Here is a 20,829-nt window from a genome sequence, read left to right as displayed (position 1 = left end):
ATCCAAAGGTAAACATAATTGTCCTTAACCTGCCCCAGGATAGTAGTTGCGGGAACAAACAGTGGAGTAGGAAAGACTTCCGTTACACTCGCTCTCGTCAGCGCCCTCAAAAAGCGTGGCCTGCGAGTGCAAACGTTTAAGGTAGGGCCTGACTACCTTGATCCCACGTATCTGGCTATCGCTTCCGATCGCCCTTGCTACAATCTTGACGGTTGGATGACAGGGGAAGATTACGTCAAGCGGTTGTTCAAAGCTAAAGCGTCTGAGGCTGACATTTCGATCATCGAAGGTGTAATGGGCCTTTATGATGGCAGCGACCCGGTAGGCTGCGAAGGCTCTACAGCCGAAATCGCCTCATGGCTGCAAGCTCCCACACTTCTTGTAATTAACGCACATGGGATGTCTAGAAGCGTTGGGGCGCTTGTAAAAGGTTACACCGATTTTGAGCCTGACATAAATATTGCCGGAATTGTCGCCAACCAGGTAGGTTCTGAACGGCATGGGGACTGGTTGGCCGAGTCTCTCAAGAGTTTTCGACTACCCAACATCGTAGCGGCTCTTCCTAGAGGGTCTCTCCCCGGACTGCCTAGCAGGCATCTTGGGCTGGTTTCCGCTGACTCTCAGATTTTAAGCCATCACATTCTGGATGATTTGGCTCACGCCATGGAGAAACACGGCAGCGTGGACGACATTGTCAACCTCGCGGGAAGCGCTCCACAAATTTCTTCCACCGCTCAGAAGCAGCGGTTAAAGGATGTTGAAACTATAGCCCGACTGGGCGTAGCCAGAGATCCCGCTTTTCATTTCTATTATCAGGATAATCTGGAGGCTTTCGCTTCCGAGGGATGTGAGCTGCAGGAGTTTTCACCCCTGAAGGACAGATCCTTGCCTGAGGGGCTCGACGGAGTTTATTTCGGAGGAGGCTACCCTGAAGAATATGCGGACGAACTCTCCAGAAACCAGGAAATGATCCATTCGGTGAGGAGTTTTGCTCGAGCAGGCCGAACGATTTACGGTGAGTGCGGTGGCTTGATGTATCTGTCCCAAGGAATTGAATCCAGGAATGGAGACAAATTTGAACTCGTTGGGTTACTTCCGAATTGGACCAGAATGCTGACTCGACGCAAGTCCCTGGGTTATGTCGAGGTTACCCTTACAGGAAAGTCTCTTTTCGGGGTCCCGGGACAACAATTCAGAGGGCATGAGTTTCATTATTCGGAACTGATTGGAAATCCTGTTCAAGATGGCCAGTGGAACATGGCCTATAGAGTCAGGCGACGACGAGCAAATCTTGACCAGCTTGAGGGATTTCAGCGCGACAAAACTCTAGTCAGTTATGTTCACGGGCATTTTGCATCCAAACCTGAACTGGTAAAACATTTTGTCGATATGCTAACAAAAGCGAGAAACCATGAAAAACAAGGTTGATGAGGCGCCTATTAAATCTCACTCCACCAGAAAACCTCTAATAAGGGATTTGTACGAAAACCCTATGAGCGCCGAAGCGATTGAGACCAGATCATTTGAAATTATTGACTCCGAGGCCAGGTCAGACGGTTTCTCGCCCGATCAATGGCAGGTGGTTCGGAGAATGGTTCATACAACGGCTGATTTCGGCTTGATTGACTTCATACGGTTTTCCCAGGATTCAATAGTATCTGCACGGAGGGCGCTGAAATCAGGGGCAAAGATTTTCGTCGACTCCAACATGATTCGATCCGGCTTATCCATGGCCAGGCTTCAGCAGGTCTATCCGGGATATTCATCGGAAGATTTGGTATGTCACGTCGCTGACCAGGACATCGCTGCGGCTGCGAGAGAGAGCGGACTTCCCAGATCCCTCTTCGCTGTGCGCAAGGCAAAATCGATGTTGGACGGAGCCATCGCCGCATTTGGAAACGCTCCCGTCGCATTGATGGAACTGAACCGCCTGATTGTTGAAGAGGGTATCAAACCCGCTATTGTCATAGCCATGCCTGTTGGATTCGTCCATGTTGTGGAAAGCAAAGACGAAATCATGGCGCTTGACATCCCATATATAGCGGTGGCCGGTCGTCGTGGTGGTAGCCCTCTAGCCGTTAGCGCAATTCACGCCCTTTGCGCTCTTGCGTCAGCTAAATAAGGAGGCTTAAAATTGGGTGATTCAAATAAAAAGGCTATCATTCTCATGGGACATGGAAGCCGCGTGCCCGACGCGGGAAAGCACATGGAGAGAGTGGCTGAGGGCCTGAGAGCAAAGTATGGTTATGGTATTGTAGAGATATGTTATATGTCCCGACTTGGTCCCCATTTTCCTGAAATCTTCAAGAAATGTGTTATTCAGGAGGCGACAGATGTAATGGTCATTCCATACTTTCTTCACGATGGCCTGCACCTTGTGCTGGACATCCCGGAGATGATGCAGGAAATCGCGGCTGATTACCCGGAAATTAAACTGGTTTTGGGCGCAAACCTGGGATTCGATGACGCTCTTGTGGATCTTGTAGAGAAAAGGATCTCATCCTCAAAAAATATCTGTGACGTCCGGGAACTGGTTTTACCCCCGAGACGACAGTTTCCTGTTCCCCCAGGCCAGCACGAATTTGTCCCCATGACTCCGGAAGACGCTGCCAGGTTCTTTGAGCAAAACCCTGATGCGCCTCATTGAGGAGGGTCAGTCATGATCAATTTTTTTGGGATCGTCGGAACACTGATGGCGGTCATTGTATTATGGGCCGCCGTTGAACCTGTTCACGCCATGCATATTGCAGAAGGTATACTGCCCATGGGATGGGCTGTCCTGTGGTTCCTCGCGTCTCTTCCGTTAATTGTTGTGGGATTGAGGAATCTGCGGATCAGAAGTGAGAAAGAACCCCATCTCAAGGCGCTGGTAGGTCTTGTAGGGGCAGGTGTCTTCATTATATCCTGCATGCCGATTCCGGTTCCCACGGCAGGAACATGTTCCCACCCTTGCGGAACGGGAATCGCCGCTATACTCATTGGTCCTACGCTGAGCGTGGTTGTTTCCAGCGTTGCTCTGACCCTACAGGCCCTATTCCTGGCTCATGGGGGATTGACTACACTAGGGGCTAATACTTTTTCCATGGGTGTTGCTGGATCATTCGCCGGATACGGAATATTCGTTCTGGCCAGACGGCTTGGGGCTTCCTGGGTCATATCGGCTTTTCTCGCGGGCCTGATCTCCGATTGGGCTACATACGGCGTGACAGCGTTCATATTGACTGGAGCGCTTCATTTTGAAGGATCCTTCTGGAAAATGTTTGTAACAATATGTCTCGCCTTTACACCGACCCAGATCCCGCTTGGAATCCTTGAAGGGTTCGTATCGGCTGGAGCTTATTCTTTTATTCATTCTCGCCGCCCGGAATTTCTCCAAATGTTGGCAAAAGGAGGCGCAGCATGAAAAAACTAGTCGCTGGTGTGATTGTAGCCTTGATCGTCGGAACAGCCCTGGGCTATTTTCTTCAAAAGGACGCAAAATGGGTAGGGACCGATGAAGCCGTAATTGAAAAGTTCGCTAAAGACGCGGGTAGACAGCCTTCTGAGCCTTTCATCAACGTAGATCAGGGAGATTTGTTACTTTTTTGTTTCCTCGTGGCAGGCGCTGTAGGCGGCTTTATATTTGGGTATCGATATCGGGAACTTTTTCCACCTAAATCAGAGCCCGTTGAACGGTTACCGCATGTTTGATCTTTTTTCCGACTTTTTCGCATGCAGGGACAATGTGTTTACGCGAATGGACTCGCGCGTGAAAATGATTGTCGCTTCATGCTTGATTCTAGCCGTTATATTCTCGACACAGATTATATTTCCTCTTGTTGTGTCTGCCGCATGCGTCTCGACTATGATAGCGTTACGCATACCGATGAAGTTGGTCATTGTCAGACTCTTAGGTCCTATGGGAATCGTTTCAGCTCTCGTCGCCGTTCAGACGTTCAGCGCACCCGGCCACAGTTTGTTTTCTTTTTCGCTCTTTGGCTGGACTCTAACAGCTACGAGAGAGGGATTCGCTCACGGAGCCTTACTGGGATCCAGGGTTATTGGGGCTGTTAGTGTTATTTTGCTTCTGGGTTCGGTAACTCCGGCTCACAGGATTTTCCATGCGTTGAGATGGTTCAAGGTCCCTGAAACATGGGTAGAGATAGCCTTGCTCATTTACAGGTATTCATTCACCTTGGCGGACCAGACAGTGGATGTGGCGGAGGCGCAAAAGCTACGTCTGGGATATTCAAGCGTTCGTAAATCGATTTCATCAATGGGTGTCCTTGCCGGAACCGTTATTACCAGATCAATGGACCAGGCAATGAGGACATATGAGGCGATGACCCTCCGAGGATATCATGGAAAGTTGATTTTTGATCCTTTGCCCAAAATGACCGGGGCTGAGATCACCGGTCTTATTGTCGGGGCGCCGATGGTGTTAATGTCGTACGTCATAGTTGAATGGTGGTCCAGGTGAAGCCGACGCCTGCAATTGAAGCCTCTGGTGTGGCTTTTACCTACCAGGAGGGAACCCGCGCCCTTGATAATGTTGATTTCTGGGTTGAATCCGGCGAATTTGTCGCGATGTTGGCATCCAACGGCTCAGGAAAAACCACGCTGATAAAGACTCTGGTGGGACTCCTTACTCCTCAGGCGGGAAAGATCAGGGTCAATGGACATGACATAAGAGAATTGTCAAGAAAGGATTTGTGCAGTCAGATTGGATTGGTTCTTCAGAATCCTGTTGACCAGCTTTTTGCGGCTACAGTGGAAGAAGATGTGGCCTACGGGCCCAAAAATTTGGGTTTGGACAGAGACGAGGTTCAACGACGTGTGACGGAATCATTGGAAAACGTCGCAGCCTCCGAACTTCGATGCCGGGCTATTCATCATTTGAGTTTCGGTGAACAGAAGCGTGTTTCCATGGCGGGTGTACTGGCCATGAAACCTTCAATATTGATTTTGGACGAGCCTACCGCAGGCCTTGATCCGGCTGGAGAGGCCCTGATGATGAGACTCTTGAATCGTCTGAATCGTGAGCAGGGAATCACGGTTATTCTGGCGACCCATTCGGTAGACCTTCTGCCACTGTTTGCAAACAGAATATACGTGCTGCGTCACGGAAAAGTGCTCAAACAGGGGCCTGCGGATGAAATATTCTGTGATCATGAAATGATAAATCAGGCCTGCCTGAGACTGCCATACATAGCCGCTCTGCTTCACAAGATGAAAGAGAGCGACGGTGTGCCTATAAACGGGCTGCCGTTGACTATAGGTGAAGCCCGTATGCGTTTGCTGGAACTCATCCCGGAAGATGTCATTACCAGGCATCCGGAGGTTGAGCTTCAATGAGTTCGGGACGGACCGGTTTTACTACTGGAACCTGCGCGGCAGCCGCGGCCAAAGCCGCTACAATGGTTCTTTGCGGCCGACCATCACCCTCAGAAGTAAATATAACTTTACCAGATGGCTCAAACGTAAAAATTCCGATCGTGTCCATGGACGGCGGCAAAGACTTCTTCGAGGCTTGTGTCCGTAAGGACGCCGGAGATGATCCGGATGTTACGGATGGCTGCTCGATAAAAGTGTTGGTCCAATGGACGGATGGCCATGATGTAATCTTCAGGGCGGGCAGAGGTGTCGGCACAGTTACAAAACCAGGTCTTTCAGTGGCTCCCGGTGAGCCGGCCGTGAATCCCGTACCCAGGCTAATGATAAGGACGGCGATCAGGGACATTACGGATCGCGCAGTTATCGTGACTATTTCTATCCCAGGCGGAGAAGAGCTTGCTTCAAAGACTTTTAATCCGAGATTGGGAATTGAAGGCGGCCTGTCCATCCTGGGAACATCAGGTATAGTACGACCTTTTAGCAGCGCCGCTCTTCAGGACGCCCTAAAATGCGCTTTGAACGTGGCCGTGGCATGTAAAGTTAAATTTCCGGCATTTGTTCCTGGACGAATAGGAGACAAGGCGGTTAAAAAGCTGTTCAGACCTGCGGATGAACAGGTGATCGAAGTTAGCAATGAGTGGGGTTTCATGCTTGATCTCGCTGCAGAGGTTGACTTCGAAAGGCTGCTGGCGCTGGGACATCCGGGGAAACTCGCAAAACTTATGGCCGGTTGGTGGGATACGCACTCATCGAGATCACCGAGCGCCGTGCCTGCGGTGATGGAACTTGCTGAAAGGGTTCTCGGTTCAAGACCACCAGAATCCCTGACGGTAGAGGGCGTTTTTCGAGGGCTGCCGCCTGCGGAACAAAAGAAATTGGCTGACGAGCTATCAGCTCGGATCCGAAGCAAGATTTACGACCGGATCGGGCAACGGTTCGACGTCACTGTCGTTCTAGTGACTATGGCTGGAGATTTGCTGGGCGAGGACGGGGATACGAGTCCATGGCTATGAGTAAATCCGGAATTTACCTGTAACCGAAAGAAGTGTTAACATATGAAACGAGGCGTCTTATACGGTATAGGAGTGGGACCGGGTGATCCCGACCTGATCACTTTCAAGGGTGTCAGGATCCTTGAATCATGCTCTCATGTGTTCGTTCCTAAAGCCAGGCAGGAGGGCGGAAGCCTAGCGCTCACCATCGCCGGCAAGCATGTCAACCCGGAAGCCAAAATTCACGAAATAGTTTTCCCAATGACAACAGATAAAGAGGAACTCAACCGACGGTGGGAAGATTCGGCCCGGCAGATCGGCGAGGTCCTCGAAAGCGGTTCAGACGCTTGTTTCCTGACTCTGGGGGACGCTTTTCTGTATTCGACATATATCTATATGCTCAAGGCGCTTCGTAGAAGAATCCCCGACGTTGATGTAGTCACTGTCCCGGGAATTACGGCTTTCAGCGCTGCGGCCGCAGTCTCGGAATTTCCCGTAGGGCAAGGGAAAGAGTCAGTTACCATTGTCCCGACGGCGGATGATCTCGAAGAAGTCAAGAGGGCAATTGGCGCTGGAGGAACTGTTGTATTAATGAAAATCGGCAAGCGTCTTGATCGAATCCTTGACATTCTGGAAGACTCGTCCGCTCTCGGACGCGGTGTGTTTGTTTCTCACGTGGGACTGGAAAATCAGAAAATCGTCAAGGACTTGAGGACGCTGAAAACTGGCGCTGAGGATAGGGGTTATTTGTCAGTGATGTTGGTTCGCGGAAGTGATGAGGAGATCTCATGAAAGTTTTTTTTGTTGGGGCCGGGCCTGGCGATCCCGAATTGCTCTCGGTCAAGGCTGATAGATTGCTGCGCCGAACTCACATCTGTATCTATGCGGGCTCATTGATAAATCCTGATATTCTCAGTCTCCTGCCTGCAGGAGCCGAAATGCATGATTCAGCCAATCTGGACCTCCAGGAAATCAAGGGACTTTTCCTTGAAGCAAAAAACAGGGACATTGATGTGGTGCGTTTACACTCTGGAGACCCTTCCATTTACGGCGCTATCAGGGAACAAATGAATGAATTGGATCAATTGGGTATAGATTATGAAGTAATACCCGGAGTGAGTTCATTTCAGGCGTCGGCCGCTGCATTGAAGACTGAACTGACTGCGCCCGAGTTTGCGCAGACGATAATCCTTACACGCACATCTGGACGCACTCCTATGCCTGAGGAGCAGGACCTAAAGATATTGGCCCGAACCCACTCGACTTTGTGCATATTCCTTTCAACTCATAAGTTGAACGATGTGGCGGACACACTGAGCGAACACTACGGATCAGATTGTCCGGTAGCCCTGGTATACAGAGCGTCGTGGCCGGATCAGATCATTGTCAGGGGGACTCTGGCCGATATATCGACAAAAGTGTCTGAAGCGGGGATCAAGAAGACCGCCATGATAATAGTTGGTCCGGCCCTATCCAGGGATATTCCTCCCTCCAGGCTCTATGATCCGGCTTTTTCACACGAGTATCGCATTGGGAAGGAGTCATGACGGTCGCAGTCATTACCCTGTCCAAGGAAGGCGCTAACGTAGCGACCAAACTGAAGTCCAATATTTCCGGCTCCGGGATGTGGTTGCATACGAGTGTTCCAGGGGCATGGGAAGCTCAACGCTTTACCAGTGTGTATGAGTTGACAGCGCAGATTTTTTCACAACACTCAGGACTCATATATATAGCCCCGTGTGGAGTAGCGGTTCGCTCTGTGGCCCCACATTTAAGAAACAAAAAACAGGACCCGGCGGTGGTTGTTGTAGATGTCCTGGGACGATGGTCCATAAGTCTGGTCAGTGGACATGAGGGTGGCGCCAATGATCTCGCCTTGCAGGTCGCAAACATCTTGTCGGCCGAACCAGTGATCACAACCACCACAGAAGCGCTCAAAACTCTCATCGTAGGAATAGGCTGCCGAAAGGGAATTGGATCTGAAGAGATCGTAAAAGCCATTAGGGTTACTCTTGACCAGGCTGATCTCAACCTCAGTCAGGTGAGGATGTTGAGTTCAGCCGATATTAAAGCCGCTGAAGAAGGGATTGTGAGAGCGTCTCAGGAATTGGGAATACCCTTGAGAATAATATCTTCTGAAGAGATACGAAACTGCGTTCTTAAATTCAAACATTCGGATTTTGTTGAAAATAGGGTTGGTTTACCTGCGGTGGCGGAGCCCGCGGCTCTCCTTGCGGGAAGGAGGACAAAATTAATAATCGAGAAGCGGATCTTCGACGGGATAACGATAGCGGTGGCAAAGGAAAACTCTTTGTAGTTGGAATAGGACCAGGCGGCCCTTTGGACAGAACCCCGCGCGCGGAATTGGCGCTGACGCAAAGTCAGGTCGTTGTTGGTTACAAACGTTATCTAGATCTAATAAAGGACATTACTGAAGGAAAAGAACTCATTTCCTCCGGCATGACCAAGGAAACCGAGAGGTGTATAGCGGCCATTGATCGAGCCGACCAGGGAGCCACGGTTGCCCTGGTATCGTCCGGTGACGCCGGGATTTACGGAATGGCTGGTCTTGCGTTAGAGCTTGCGAGCGGCTCAGCAAAGTCTTTTCCTATTGAAATTGTCTCCGGGGTTACCTCTGCTACCGCTACAGCGGCTCGACTCGGGGCCCCCTTGATGCTGGATTTCGCATGTATCAGCCTGAGCGACTTATTGGCCCCATGGTCTATGATTAAACAGAGACTGGAAGCCGTAGCCGGGGCTGATTTTGTGGTGGCTCTTTATAATCCCAGGAGTAAAGGGCGGACGCGACAACTCGATGAAGCCGCTGAGATCTTCAGGAAATATAGGAACGGGGTAACACCGGTCGGCGTAGGCACAGCGGTGGGCACGGATGAAGAGATTATCCTGCTATCGGACCTGGACCATTTCCTTGACCTTGAGATCAACATGAGAAGTATTGTGATCATTGGGAACAGATCGTCTAAGATTGTCGATGGATGGTTTATAACACCCCGGGGTTACAAGGTTTAAGTTTTCAGATTAATCCGAAGGGCTGTTAGAATTTGAGAAGATTTTTAATGACTTGATTGTCAATTTAGCTTGTTTAGCCATGAGTTTCCTGCACATTTGAGGAACATATAATCGTAATAATTAGCCCATCCCGTTGTGGTAAAATTCTATATTAATTAATGTCTGCCACTTCGAGATGGGCCAGTTCAACAATTATAATTGTAATAATTTATTTCCTTACTAATGAAATCCTCGACCACAGAAAGGCGTATCCGCATATTCAGGAGTAGAGCAAACTGTTGATCGAACTTTGTCACGATGACACGCTACCCATCTGCCAAAACCATCTTCATCCGGCCAGACTTCTATATTCGGACGATTACCTTGTTCCTCAATTCTTTCATTTAGGCCATCAACTATGGCCCCTACAAATTCTCTCGATGCGCTCATTATATATATCCTCCAGTTGGGCTTATTATTCTTTGTTTCGGTTATATAGATGCCCGAGATTAAAACTTGATTCACAATTAGTCAGAAATTGATATACAGGCTATTAAAGGGATCGGAAGGTTGTCGATGGTACAATTCAGGATCTTTATCAATAGGCGCAATGCCAGAGGGAGAGGATTGATTGTCTGAGAAAATCGGGGTCGCAATCATAGGTGGAGGGATTGTTGGATGCTGGGTCGCTCTGGAACTTTCAAAAAAGAACCAGGATGTATTTCTCTTTGAAAAAAACCCCGGGATAACTCAGGGAGAAAACCAATCCTCCAGAAACTCTGGGGTTAACCACGCTGGACTAAATTATGACTTGCTCACGAGGCCTCTGAAGGCGAGGCTTTGCGTCGAGGGAAACCGGCTGTGGGAAGAATTTTGCCGAAAACATTCACTTCCATTTCTAAAAGTTGGAAAACTGATGGTAGCTTTCAACGAACAGGAAGAAAATGAACTGGATCAATATCTTCTAAGAGCCATGGAGAATGGGGTTCCGGATGTCGAGAAAATTTCGGGAGTTCGGGTACGTGAGATCGAACCAAATGTGGTTGCCGCTTCGGCGCTCTATATTCCAAGTTCGGGGATTTTCGAACCGACTTCGCTGCTTAGGCAAGTATATTTCCTGGCTTCAAACCAGGGTGTTCAGTTCATGACAGGGACTGAAGTGGTAAAACTGACTCTTGTTAAGAACAGACCCAGAATGGAAATCAGATATCGTGATGGTTCCACCGATTGGATAGAACCTAAAAATATTGTCAACGCAGCAGGTGTCAACGGTGTCGGTGTGGCTCGCATGATGGACTGCGATTTCCCACTCAAGGCCGCGCTAATCAGAGGGGATTCCATGAAATTCAATCGGAAATCGAGACAAGATCTGTATCTGAATGGGACAAACATTTACCCGACGCCCAAAACTGCGAAGACTCCGTTTGGTCTTCAACGGACGGTTGGAGTTCATCTTACTCCTACATTTGACTACTTCGACGGCCACTTCGCCATCAGTGACATCGTGATGGTAGGCCCCAGGTTGACTCCTGTAAAAAGCCCAACGGATTTTCAGACCCCTATGCCCAAGACTGACCTTTTTGTTGAAGATACCAATTTTTTCCCAAGCCTGAAGTCTTGCGACCTATCCCCAAATTTTGGAGGGATTCAGGCCAGACTTGATGGGTACTCGGATTTCTCCATAGATAGGGACAAAGTCTGCCCTGACATCATACATCTTGTCGGGATAGACAGTCCCGGATTCACTTCGGCGCCGGCCATAGCCCGTTTCGTCGCTCTGAATTTTTTCTAGAACAAGATTAAGCGATCCCTTCAAGAACAAAAACAAGATTGGTTTGTCGGTAAGCTCAAGCGAGCAAAAATCTTCCGAAGCGGGTTTTCTGGAGCTTGGCGATAAATTCGACTAGAGAAAGGGGAATTATTAATGACAGGTAAAAAGTTAGAAACTCTTGGTCTTGTTTTATTGGTCTGTCTGTTTTGTTTTAGCTTGTCGGCTCAACGACAGGCAATGGCCGACGATAGTATCACATCAAATGTAAAAATTACCCCCAAGAAGAAACTTTCTGACGCGGAACACAGGGCTCTATCTGAAGCTGCAGGGAGACTACTGAGCCATGTCAATCTTGCTCGGAAGGCTATTGCGGACAATAAGCTTGATGCGGCGAAAGAACAAGTGGACAAGGGACTCACTTTAGTAAAGATCATCGAAAACGCCGCTCCGACTTACGAGATTGACGCTGACATAAAATCTGGAGACACAACGTACACGGACAAACGTACAGTGGAGCAATTGATAGTCCCAATATACGCGGAAATGGATCAGGCAGAGTCAGTGCTCTTACCTATAAAACAGGCGAAAAAGGAGGCTGCCGCTCAGGCTGCGGCAAAGAACGGCTCGGCGCCGATGGATGTAGATTTTATTTTTACGAGAGCGTCTTTAGATGTGGGCGGGGCCAAACTGGATCTGAAGAAAGCGGCTGAAGCTATTAACAATAAGGACGGCGAGCTTGCCAACAAAAGCCTAGCCGACATCCAGAACAGATTGGTTATTTTTGAATATGATGAATGGGATGCGCCGATAGTGAGAGCCAGATCCTACTTGTGGGACGCTCTCAAAAGTGTTGAAAACAAAGATTGGACCGACGCGAAGACCTATGTAAAAGAAGCCGGTGAAAATTTGAAATCCCTTAAGGACAAAGGGAGCAAAGAACTCTCAGAGAAGGTGAAGGCTCTTTCCGATCAATTCTCGGCGCTGAACAAGAAGCTAGATGAAAAAAAAGATAGCGCCACGACTGATATCCTTTCTCTGTGGGATAAAATTACCAAAGGAATGTAATTTGTAAAATACTGATGAGCCAAATTTTTAGACAGGCTCTTACTTAAGCCAATAATATCCTTTTACTCCGGTTCTCAGGGACAGCGCGGACAACCCTGAGAACCGCGTCAGCCCGGTTTCTCACCTCATACGACAGAATAGTTTGATTGAATATCTTTTTCTTTTTCAGTAACCTTCAACTGAATAAATTTAATCACCGGAAATTAGATTTTAGAAAGCAGGGCTTTTCGGGTGGACAACTCGCTTAATCTTTCATAAATGTAAAAGATTATGATTGAAAGGATTCCATATGGCTGAGAAATTCGTCAGTATCAGGAATTTAAGATTCTTGCTTCACGAAATGTTCCACACTGAACGTCTAACAGAATTTGAGTACTATTCCGATCATTCGAGGGAGACTTTTGATCTCGCGTTGGATACGGCGCTTAAGATATCGAAGGCTCTTCTTCAACCAGTACTTCAGGAGATGGACAAAAATCCGCCCGAATTCATAAACGGCGCAGTGCGCGTTCACCCATTAGTTAAAGAATTTATAAAAGAATGTGGGGCGGGGGGATGGATAGCCGCAAACGCTTCATATGAACTTGATGGCCAACAACTACCCTTTACAGTAACGTCCGCCTGCCATTTCATATTTGGCGCGGCAAATTATTCAGCGTCCGTATATCCTTTGCTCATGTACGGGGCGGCTCATTTGATTGATTCTTTTGGGTCGGAGGATCTTAAACGTGAATTCATTCCTCGAATGTTCTCGGGGAAGTGGCAGGGCACAATGGCTCTTACTGAACCGCAGGCCGGAAGTTCACTGGGAGATCTGCGGACACAGGCTGTCAATACTGACAAAGATTATTACCTAATACGAGGCCAAAAGATCTTTATCTCAGCGGGCGACCATGATGCGGTTGAAAATGTGGTTCATCTAATGTTGGCAAGGATTAAGGGCTCTCCTCCAGGGACTAAAGGCGTTTCCCTTTTTGTGGTTCCTAAAAGACGCTTCAATCAGGAAGGCGCTCTGGTTTCGAACGATGTCAATGTTTCAGCCCTTTACCACAAGTTGGGTTATCGTGGGGCGCCGATAGTGCAACTCAGTCTGGGAGAAAACGACGACTGCCATGGCTATCTGGTAGGCGCAGCGAACAAGGGTCTTTCTTACATGTTTCAAATGATGAACGAGGCCAGGTTAGAGGTGGGCCTCGGCGCGGCAGCGATAGCTTCAGCAGCGTATCACGCGTCCCTGGAATACGCCAGGGAACGACGCCAGGGTCGAAAAGTGTCGGAAAAGAATCCTGAGTCTGAGCCTGTCAGAATCATCGAACACAGTGATGTGCGTAGAATGTTACTTTTCCAGAAAGCTGTAGTTGAAGGATCTCTATCCCTTGTTCTCCAATGTTGTCTGTACTCCGATCTGGCGCATGTCAGAACTGGCGACCTGAAGGAACGTTACAGCTTGCTTTTGGATCTACTCACGCCGGCAGCCAAGACATATCCGTCGGAAATGGGAGTACTATCGGTCAGTCAGGGGTTGCAAGTCCTTGGGGGCTATGGTTTCTGTGATGAATTCCCTCTGGAGCAATTCTATAGAGACATCAGGATACATCCTATTCATGAGGGTTCGACAGGAATCCAGGGTATGGATCTACTGGGCCGGAAAATCGTAATGAACGGTGGGAAGGCTTTTTTACTGTTTCTTGAAGAAGTTGGGGCGACCATAAGATCAGCCCAAAACAGGGACTTGCTCAAACTTTACGGCGATAGGCTCGAAGATGCTCTCAATTCGTTGAAAGACATTACCTTTGGCCTGACCAAGATAGGCTCTTCAGGCCGGATCGAGAATTTTCTGGCGGACGCCACCTTATACCTGGAGTTGTTCTCGATAGTCACCATCGCATGGCAATGGTTAAAACAGGCTATTGTTGCATCCAGGGGTATTGACTCTTCTCCTGGCGAGTCGGATAGAGCTTTTTATAGTGGTAAGCTGGTAACCATGAAATATTTCTTCCACTATGAGCTTCCCAAGACAAAAGGGCTGTTAGAACGTCTTTCCGAAAATGATGGCCTCACAGTGAACTTTGATGAAAATTGTTTGGATGACTGATCAAGCGTCAGTCATTTATAACCAGGGCCATGTGGCCCGGATGAAGGTAGTTAAATGGAAAAGAAAGTGGTCGGAGTGGCTCGATATGAGACTCCGTTTATTTCTGTTCGAGATGTGGTGGAACTGGCCGGTGGAATTAGCCAAATTTCGAAATCTGAAAAGGTGTTTATAAAACCCAATATTGTTTTCTGGAGCAAATCGGCGCCTTTCCCAAAATGGGGAGTAGTTACTACCTCCAGAGTCGTAATGGATGTCGTAAAGCTTTTAAAAGATCAGGGAGTAGACGACATAACAATTGGGGAAGGAACGGTCGTGCTTGATCCCAAAGACAGGGAGACCCAAGCCCATGCCTACAGTTATTTAGGTTACACATCTTTGGAAAAGCGATTTGGAGTAAGACTCATCAATGTCTTTGATCGGCCGTTTGAAAAAGTCGATGTTGGGGAGGGCGTTAGCCTCAATTTCAATACAGATATTCTACACAGCGATGTCGTCATCAACCTACCCGTCTTGAAAACGCATGCTCAGGCGGTTGTCAGTCTGGGAGTCAAGAATCTCAAGGGAACTATTGACATCAATTCACGTAAAAAGTGCCACACTGTCAGCGGAGAGAGGGATCTTAATTTCTATGTTTCAACATTGATGAGAAATTTTCCCAAAATGTTAACCCTCATTGACGGTGTCTATTCTAATGAAAGAGGACCAGGGTTCGATGGGAAAGCCAGAAGAACGAACCTTCTCGTTGCGTCGTGGGATGTTCTTTCAGCCGATTTCGTCGGGGCCCAGATTTTGGGATACAGACCGGATCAGGTTCCTCATCTGAAACAAGCGGCAGAGTTCAGCTCAAGACCCACGGACATGTCCGAAATCGAGGTCAGGGGCCTCAATATAGAATCCGTCGCAAGTTTCCATGAATATACTTTCCCTTACACTCAAGACAATTCGCTTCCCGCGCCGATGGCAAAAATGGGAATCTCCGGCGTCTCATACCCAAAATATGATTCGAGTCTGTGCACATATTGTTCTTTGCTGACCGGAGCGGTATTGACTACCATTGCCATGTCCTGGAAAGGAGCGCCGTGGCCCAATGTTGAGGTTTTAACCGGCAAGCTCATGAAACCTACGCCGGGAAAGAAATCGATATTGATTGGAAAATGTCTCTTCGAAGCGAACAAAAACACCGGTGACTTGAAAGACGTGATATTTGTGAAAAGTTGTCCGCCCAACCCTGAAAAGATCGTCGAAGCTTTCGCCAGCAGTGGAGTTGAAATAAACCCCTATATACTTAAAAACCTGGACAAATTTCCAGCTTCTTTCATGAAAAAGTACGAAAACAATCCTGACTTTGATGAATCCTTTTACCATATTTAAATTCGTTGACAAGAGGATCAATCTTATTAGACTAATAATTCTATGCTTATCTGTGCTCTTTTTCGGGTTGTTCCGGGCGCTCCAAAATAAAGACTACCCGAAAAAGGCAAAATTCCCGTTTCTACAAAAAATTCAAGGAGTCTTATAATGGACAAGAAGCCCAGACTGATTCAAAGAACACCCAGCGCGTACTCATACCCCCTGTTGATCAAGAATCTTCTGATTACGCCTATTCTTTACGCTCCAGACCAAGAGATAGTATACCGGGATAAACTGAGAATGACGTACAGAGATCTGTACCAGCGCATAAACAGGTTGGCTTCGGCTCTAACCGATTTGGGTGTCGGGTCTGACGACACTATTGGAGTCATGGATTGGGATTCGCATCGTTATCTGGAGTGCTTTTTCGCTATTCCGATGATGGGCTCAGTGCTTCACACCGTTAATATCAGGCTTTCAGCCGAACAGATAATATATACGGTCAACCATGCTGAGGACACGGTTCTACTTGTCAATGAAGAGTTTGCGCCTCTCGTTGAGAGCATTAAGGATCAGCTCAAGACAGTCAAAACAATCATTCTGATGAAAGATTCCGACGAAGGCCCAAAATCGAGCCTGAATTTCGCCGGGGAATATGAGGAATTGCTTGCCAAAGCTTCTCCCGATTTTGAATTTCCGGATTTTGATGAAAATACTATGGCTACCCTTTTCTATACAACAGGCACAACAGGGGATCCTAAGGGTGTGTACTATAGTCACAGACAACTTGTGCTTCACACGTTCGACATGTCTATGGCCCTTTCCGGTTTTTCGTCCATTGTAAGGTTCCAGTCCGCCGATGTGTATATGCCGATCACACCTATGTTCCATGTCCATGCGTGGGGCATTCCCTACCTGGCTACTCTTTTGGGTTGTAAACAGGTATATCCGGGAAGATATGAGCCGGCATTATTGCTCAAGCTTCTTCTAACCGAAAAAGTGACTTTTTCACACTGTGTTCCGACCATTCTTCACATGTTAGTCTCCAGTCCTGTGGCTAAACAGGTAGATTTGAGCAATTGGAAAGTCGTAATTGGAGGATCCGCTTTGCCCAGGGGGCTAGCAAAGGCTGCTATGGATTTGGGCATCGAAATTATTGCGGCGTACGGTATGTCTGAAACCTGTCCACTCCTTACAGCCGCCAATTTGAAGCCAAAAATGGCCGACTGGAGTCTAGAAGACAAGATCGATGTGATTACCAAAACAGGTTTGCCGACACCTTTGGTGAACCTCAAAGTTGTTGATTCACTGGGAAAAGAAGTTCCGCATGACGGGATAACAACAGGGGAGATAGTTGTAAGAACTCCTTGGCTTACCCAGGGCTATTTCAAGTCACCGGAGAAGTCTGAGGAACTATGGAAAGATGGATGGCTTCACACAGGTGACGTTGCCAATATGGATCCTGAAGGCTATGTGAAGATCACAGATCGGTTCAAGGATGTTATAAAGACTGGTGGTGAATGGATCTCATCGCTCGAACTGGAGAGTCTCATAAGTCAACATCCTTCAATTTCTGAAGTCGCTGTCATAGGTGTTCCTGATGACAAGTGGGGGGAAAGACCTGTAGCCCTGGTTGTACAGAAGGTTGACCACACTTTCTCCGAGGATGTCTTACGGGCTTACATGCAGGGAATTGCTGACAAAGGCGTAATATCAAAGTGGGCGATACCGGACCGGTTCTTTCTGGTTCAGGAGATACCCAAGACCAGTGTGGGTAAACTGAATAAAAAGGTTATACGCCAACAGGTTGGCGAGGGAGTTTACAAGTAATTAACAACTTATTTTGGATCAAACAAAGGCACGGGCAGTCTATCAGGCGTCCCTGCCTTTGTTTGAACGTCGTCAATTAAGCCGAACATCAACTGTCGAGTATTCTGCGAATCTCTCCGAGATTACGATGGAGAGACTATGACGCCGAAAAATTCACATCTATCACAATCGTGACAATGGCGGTTTGCCTATCCGGTGGACTGTAAATCCTATTTCAAACATTTGTTTGTGATCGAGCAGATTCCTGCCGTCAAAAATAAAGGCGGGCTTTTCCATGTTTTTATAAATTCTATGGTAATCAAGTTTTGCAAACTCAGCCCAATCGGTAGTTATCACAATAGCATGCGCTCCGAAAGCCGCATTGTAAGGATCGGACTCGAGGGTAAATTTCCCTTGGTAATCTTTCAGGTCTTGCCTGGCTCCTTCAGAAGCTTTGGGGTCATGAATGGCGAGATCGGCTTTTTCCTCCAGAAGCGATCTACATACCTGTATTGCCGGTGACTCCCTCGTGTCACCCGTGTCGGCTTTAAATGCAAAACCGAACACTGCTATTTTCTTGCCCACAACGGTATTAAACATATTAGTGATTATAAGGTTGGCGAATCTTCGCTGCTGGTAAGAGTTGATTTGTATGACCTGTTCCCAATATCGGGCAATTTCAAACAACCCATAGTTTTCAGCTATGTAAGTCAGGTTTAAAATATCCTTCTTGAAACATGAACCACCAAAACCAACGCCCGCTTTGAGAAACTTGGGGCCGATCCTGGAATCCATTCCTACCGCCCTAGCGACTTCTTCTATGTCTGCGTTGGTCTTTTCACAAAGAGCCGAGATCGTGTTGATCGATGACACTCTTTGAGCAAGAAATGCGTTAGCCACCAATTTTGACAGTTCACTGGACCACACATTAGAAGTAACTATTTTGTCCTCTGGCACCCAATGTCTATAAATATTGACTATTTCATGAAGGGCCGCTTGACCGGATTCGGTCTGCCGAGCCCCGATTAGGACCCTGTCCGGATTTTCCAAATCCCTGATTGCCGTTCCTTCTGCGAGGAATTCCGGATTGGATACAACCTCGAAGTGGATCCCTTTTTCGTTTGAATCAAGTATTCGCCCTATCGCCGCCGCCGTCCTGACGGGAAGAGTGCTTTTCTCAACAACTATCTTTCCTCGTGAACTGTTTTTCAGAATTTGTCTGGCAGTTTTCTCCCAGAATTGTAAATCCGCCGCTTTCCCTGCTCCCATGCCAAATGTCTTGGTAGGGGTGTTTACACTCACAAAGATTATGTCGGCCTCTTCAATGTGATCATCAACCTCAGTGCTGAAGAAAAGGTTCTTTCCGCGAACTTGCGACACTATCTGATCGAGGCCCGGCTCAAAAATCGGCAACTGAGATGAATTCCACTGGGCGATACGCTCCTGGTTCAGATCAACAACCATGATTCTATACTCGGGGCAATGGCGCGCTATCACGGCCATAGTAGGGCCGCCCACGTAACCTGCGCCAATACAGAGAATATTTTTTTCGAACATGAGCTTCCTCCAACAAGACCATCAAAAGAACAATCTCAATGAATTAAAAAGAACCCAGAATCGTCACTTTTTGTTTTCAAGAACGTGTAGATAACCAAAAAGGCAGGAACTACTTGCTTTTGATATTTGCCAGAAGTTGCTTGGCTTCGTCATCCAGGCCCAGCTTAGGATATTGATCGAGAACCCGTTGAGCAGCCAAGCGAGCAGCCTTATAGTTTCCAAGACTGATATAAGAGCGAGCTTTGTACAACTCCTTGTCAGCGAGTTTTCTCTGGCACTCCCGACTTTTTTCTTCGGCCTTTTTTCCCCATTCTCCGGCATCCGGCGCTTCTGAGACTGCTTTGAAGGACCTTATGGCCTGTTTGACCACACGGTTATCAAGGTCCGTTCCTTTGATCTGATTGAAATATGACATGCCTATTTGATAGCGAGCCTTGGAGGCGTCTTTGTCGGCGGGATAAAGTTCGAGAAACTGCAAATATCTTGCTATCGCCCTGTCGTATGAACCTTCATCGTAGAAAGCGTCAGCTATTGATAAATAGACTTGGGGCATTTGCTTAAATTCGGGGTAAGCCGATTTCAATCGTTCAAGAGAACTTACCGCGTCGGCATAGCTTTTTTCCTTTAGTTTGTCCTTGGCCTTGCTGAATAGCTCTTCAGGCGAAACGCTTTTGTCTTTGACATCGGAGTTCCATAAAGCAGGACAACCCGACATTAGAACGGCAAGTATAGTCACTAATAAGAAACGGACAAACAAAATCACTCTAAAAAGTCCCCAAAAAAACAAACATATAATGCGCTGTTTACCAATCTGGCTCCCTTATGTCAAGAAATGGTCAGTAGGTTCTGTGCAATATTCTATCTGAGAGCTTGATTAGCGCCCTTTTCTCTTCGGAATCAGGGAATATGGCCAAGGACTCCACCGCTGCGTTGAGGTAGTCTCTACTGCGAGACAATGTCTCCGTTAGTCCGCCTCTGCGATCAAGAAATTTCCGCACCCATGCAAGATCTTCATTCGTCACGGTCTTCCCATGAATCATCTCCTTTACCGCAGCCTTTTCCTCAGGGTTTGCCCCTCTCAGAGAAGCGATCAACGGAAGTGTCAATTTCCCTTCTTCCAGATCTTTTCCAGGGTTCTTCCCCATCGTCTCTTTTTCGGACCTGTAATCGATGACATCGTCCGTCATCTGGAAAGCGATCCCCAGGTTGAAACCAAACCTGGCCAGGGCTTCTTCTTTCTCCGAATCAAGGCCGCCCAGAATTGATCCCCCTCTGCAGGCAGCCTCCATAAGGACCGCTGTTTTATCCGTGATGACTTGGAGGTAATCTTTTTCGCTAAAATCCATGTTGCCTATGTTCATCATTTGAAAAAGCTCACCTTCACTGAGTCGCTCAGTGGTTCGTGACACAATTTCCAGTATTCTCAGGTTCTGGATCGATGTGAGGGCGGTAAACGCCTTGGCGAGTATGAAATCACCTCCTAGGACGCACATTTCATTCGACCAAAGGGTGTTTGCCGCTGGTCTGCCTCGACGCGTGTCCGCAGAATCCACTACATCGTCGTGTAAAAGCGTGGCCGTATGTATGCACTCAATCGCGCCGGACAGCGTTACAGCGTGAATACCCGTGTAGCCACCCATTCTCGCTGCTATAACCGTTAATTGAGGCCTGATTCTCTTGCCTCCGCTATTCATAATGTGAGCGCCTATTTCAAAAGCGACGGGAACTCGACTACGCAACTGTTGTATGAGTTGATCTTCCAATTGGTCCATAGTGGACTGTATTGATTCTAAAAGGTCCAAATTTAT

General features: G+C 47.8%; 21 protein-coding genes. 17 read left to right on the top strand and 4 right to left on the bottom strand.

Going from position 1 to position 20,829, the window contains the following annotated elements; translation table 11 throughout:
• Positions 1 to 18 precede the first annotated feature (18 nt).
• Genes WC647_16070 through cobJ form a run of 12 tightly spaced genes read left to right on the top strand, consistent with a single transcriptional unit; the run spans position 19 to position 9,395 of the window.
• Positions 19 to 1,428: a cobyrinate a,c-diamide synthase gene (locus tag WC647_16070; GenBank protein MFA6223822.1), complete on the top strand. Its 1,410-nt coding sequence runs from the start codon at positions 19 to 21 to the stop codon at positions 1,426 to 1,428.
• The gene (locus tag WC647_16065) at positions 1,412 to 2,122 is read left to right on the top strand and encodes a precorrin-8X methylmutase (protein ID MFA6223821.1); all 711 of its coding nucleotides are present in this window, start codon (positions 1,412 to 1,414) and stop codon (positions 2,120 to 2,122) included. Before WC647_16070 ends, WC647_16065 begins: the two co-directional genes overlap by 17 nt.
• A 12-nt stretch (positions 2,123 to 2,134) precedes the next feature.
• Positions 2,135 to 2,647, top strand: a complete 513-nt coding sequence (locus WC647_16060) for a CbiX/SirB N-terminal domain-containing protein (protein MFA6223820.1) — start codon at positions 2,135 to 2,137, stop codon at positions 2,645 to 2,647.
• A gap of 12 nt (positions 2,648 to 2,659) precedes the next feature.
• A complete protein-coding gene (locus tag WC647_16055; GenBank protein MFA6223819.1) occupies positions 2,660 to 3,403 on the top strand; it encodes an energy-coupling factor ABC transporter permease in 744 nt (247 codons plus the stop codon).
• The gene (locus WC647_16050) at positions 3,400 to 3,690 is read left to right on the top strand and encodes a hypothetical protein (protein ID MFA6223818.1); all 291 of its coding nucleotides are present in this window, start codon (positions 3,400 to 3,402) and stop codon (positions 3,688 to 3,690) included. Before WC647_16055 ends, WC647_16050 begins: the two co-directional genes overlap by 4 nt.
• Entirely contained in the window at positions 3,683 to 4,459 is a 777-nt protein-coding gene (gene cbiQ, locus WC647_16045) for a cobalt ECF transporter T component CbiQ (protein ID MFA6223817.1), read from the top strand. Before WC647_16050 ends, cbiQ begins: the two co-directional genes overlap by 8 nt.
• The gene (locus WC647_16040) at positions 4,456 to 5,334 is read left to right on the top strand and encodes an ATP-binding cassette domain-containing protein (GenBank protein MFA6223816.1); all 879 of its coding nucleotides are present in this window, start codon (positions 4,456 to 4,458) and stop codon (positions 5,332 to 5,334) included. Before cbiQ ends, WC647_16040 begins: the two co-directional genes overlap by 4 nt.
• On the top strand, positions 5,331 to 6,386 hold the full coding sequence (gene cbiD / locus WC647_16035; protein ID MFA6223815.1) for a cobalt-precorrin-5B (C(1))-methyltransferase CbiD: 1,056 nt from the start codon (positions 5,331 to 5,333) through the stop codon (positions 6,384 to 6,386). Before WC647_16040 ends, cbiD begins: the two co-directional genes overlap by 4 nt.
• Positions 6,387 to 6,428: 42 nt before the next feature.
• On the top strand, positions 6,429 to 7,157 hold the full coding sequence (cobI, locus tag WC647_16030; protein ID MFA6223814.1) for a precorrin-2 C(20)-methyltransferase: 729 nt from the start codon (positions 6,429 to 6,431) through the stop codon (positions 7,155 to 7,157).
• On the top strand, positions 7,154 to 7,912 hold the full coding sequence (cobM, locus tag WC647_16025) for a precorrin-4 C(11)-methyltransferase (protein ID MFA6223813.1): 759 nt from the start codon (positions 7,154 to 7,156) through the stop codon (positions 7,910 to 7,912). The genes cobI and cobM overlap by 4 nt, the downstream gene beginning before the upstream one ends.
• Positions 7,909 to 8,682 (top strand): cobalamin biosynthesis protein, encoded by a 774-nt coding sequence (locus WC647_16020; GenBank protein MFA6223812.1) that lies wholly within the window; start codon positions 7,909 to 7,911, stop codon positions 8,680 to 8,682. The genes cobM and WC647_16020 overlap by 4 nt, the downstream gene beginning before the upstream one ends.
• A gap of 23 nt (positions 8,683 to 8,705) precedes the next feature.
• Positions 8,706 to 9,395 (top strand): precorrin-3B C(17)-methyltransferase, encoded by a 690-nt coding sequence (gene cobJ, locus WC647_16015; protein MFA6223811.1) that lies wholly within the window; start codon positions 8,706 to 8,708, stop codon positions 9,393 to 9,395.
• Positions 9,396 to 9,614: 219 nt separating this feature from the next.
• On the opposite strand, the gene WC647_16010 is transcribed toward cobJ, so the two are convergent.
• Positions 9,615 to 9,824 (bottom strand): hypothetical protein, encoded by a 210-nt coding sequence (locus WC647_16010; GenBank protein ID MFA6223810.1) that lies wholly within the window; start codon positions 9,822 to 9,824, stop codon positions 9,615 to 9,617.
• Between the two features lie 181 nt (positions 9,825 to 10,005).
• On the opposite strand from WC647_16010, the gene WC647_16005 reads away from it, so the two are divergent.
• The 5 genes from WC647_16005 to WC647_15985 all read left to right on the top strand — a co-directional run bounded on the left by WC647_16005 (position 10,006) and on the right by WC647_15985 (position 17,485).
• Positions 10,006 to 11,166: an FAD-dependent oxidoreductase gene (locus WC647_16005; protein MFA6223809.1), complete on the top strand. Its 1,161-nt coding sequence runs from the start codon at positions 10,006 to 10,008 to the stop codon at positions 11,164 to 11,166.
• Positions 11,167 to 11,298: 132 nt separating this feature from the next.
• A complete protein-coding gene (locus tag WC647_16000) occupies positions 11,299 to 12,210 on the top strand; it encodes a YfdX family protein (GenBank protein ID MFA6223808.1) in 912 nt (303 codons plus the stop codon).
• Between the two features lie 289 nt (positions 12,211 to 12,499).
• Complete coding sequence (locus WC647_15995) at positions 12,500 to 14,305, top strand: acyl-CoA dehydrogenase (protein ID MFA6223807.1); 1,806 nt, start codon at positions 12,500 to 12,502, stop codon at positions 14,303 to 14,305.
• A gap of 54 nt (positions 14,306 to 14,359) precedes the next feature.
• Positions 14,360 to 15,676 (top strand): DUF362 domain-containing protein, encoded by a 1,317-nt coding sequence (locus WC647_15990; protein ID MFA6223806.1) that lies wholly within the window; start codon positions 14,360 to 14,362, stop codon positions 15,674 to 15,676.
• 147 nt (positions 15,677 to 15,823) lie between these two features.
• On the top strand, positions 15,824 to 17,485 hold the full coding sequence (locus WC647_15985) for a fatty acid--CoA ligase (GenBank protein ID MFA6223805.1): 1,662 nt from the start codon (positions 15,824 to 15,826) through the stop codon (positions 17,483 to 17,485).
• Positions 17,486 to 17,647: 162 nt separating this feature from the next.
• Here the strand turns inward: WC647_15985 and WC647_15980 are convergent, their stop codons facing one another.
• The 3 genes from WC647_15980 to WC647_15970 all read right to left on the bottom strand — a co-directional run bounded on the left by WC647_15980 (position 17,648) and on the right by WC647_15970 (position 20,823).
• Entirely contained in the window at positions 17,648 to 19,021 is a 1,374-nt protein-coding gene (locus WC647_15980; protein MFA6223804.1) for a nucleotide sugar dehydrogenase, read from the bottom strand.
• Between the two features lie 109 nt (positions 19,022 to 19,130).
• Entirely contained in the window at positions 19,131 to 19,784 is a 654-nt protein-coding gene (bamD, locus tag WC647_15975; protein ID MFA6223803.1) for an outer membrane protein assembly factor BamD, read from the bottom strand.
• A gap of 73 nt (positions 19,785 to 19,857) precedes the next feature.
• A complete protein-coding gene (locus WC647_15970; GenBank protein ID MFA6223802.1) occupies positions 19,858 to 20,823 on the bottom strand; it encodes a polyprenyl synthetase family protein in 966 nt (321 codons plus the stop codon).
• Positions 20,824 to 20,829: the final 6 nt, after the last annotated feature.

This window comes from Desulfomonilaceae bacterium (assembly GCA_041662605.1).
Taxonomy (GTDB): Bacteria; Desulfobacterota; Desulfomonilia; order Desulfomonilales; family Desulfomonilaceae; genus CAJBEZ01.
This window is presented reverse-complemented; position numbering and strand designations above follow the sequence as displayed.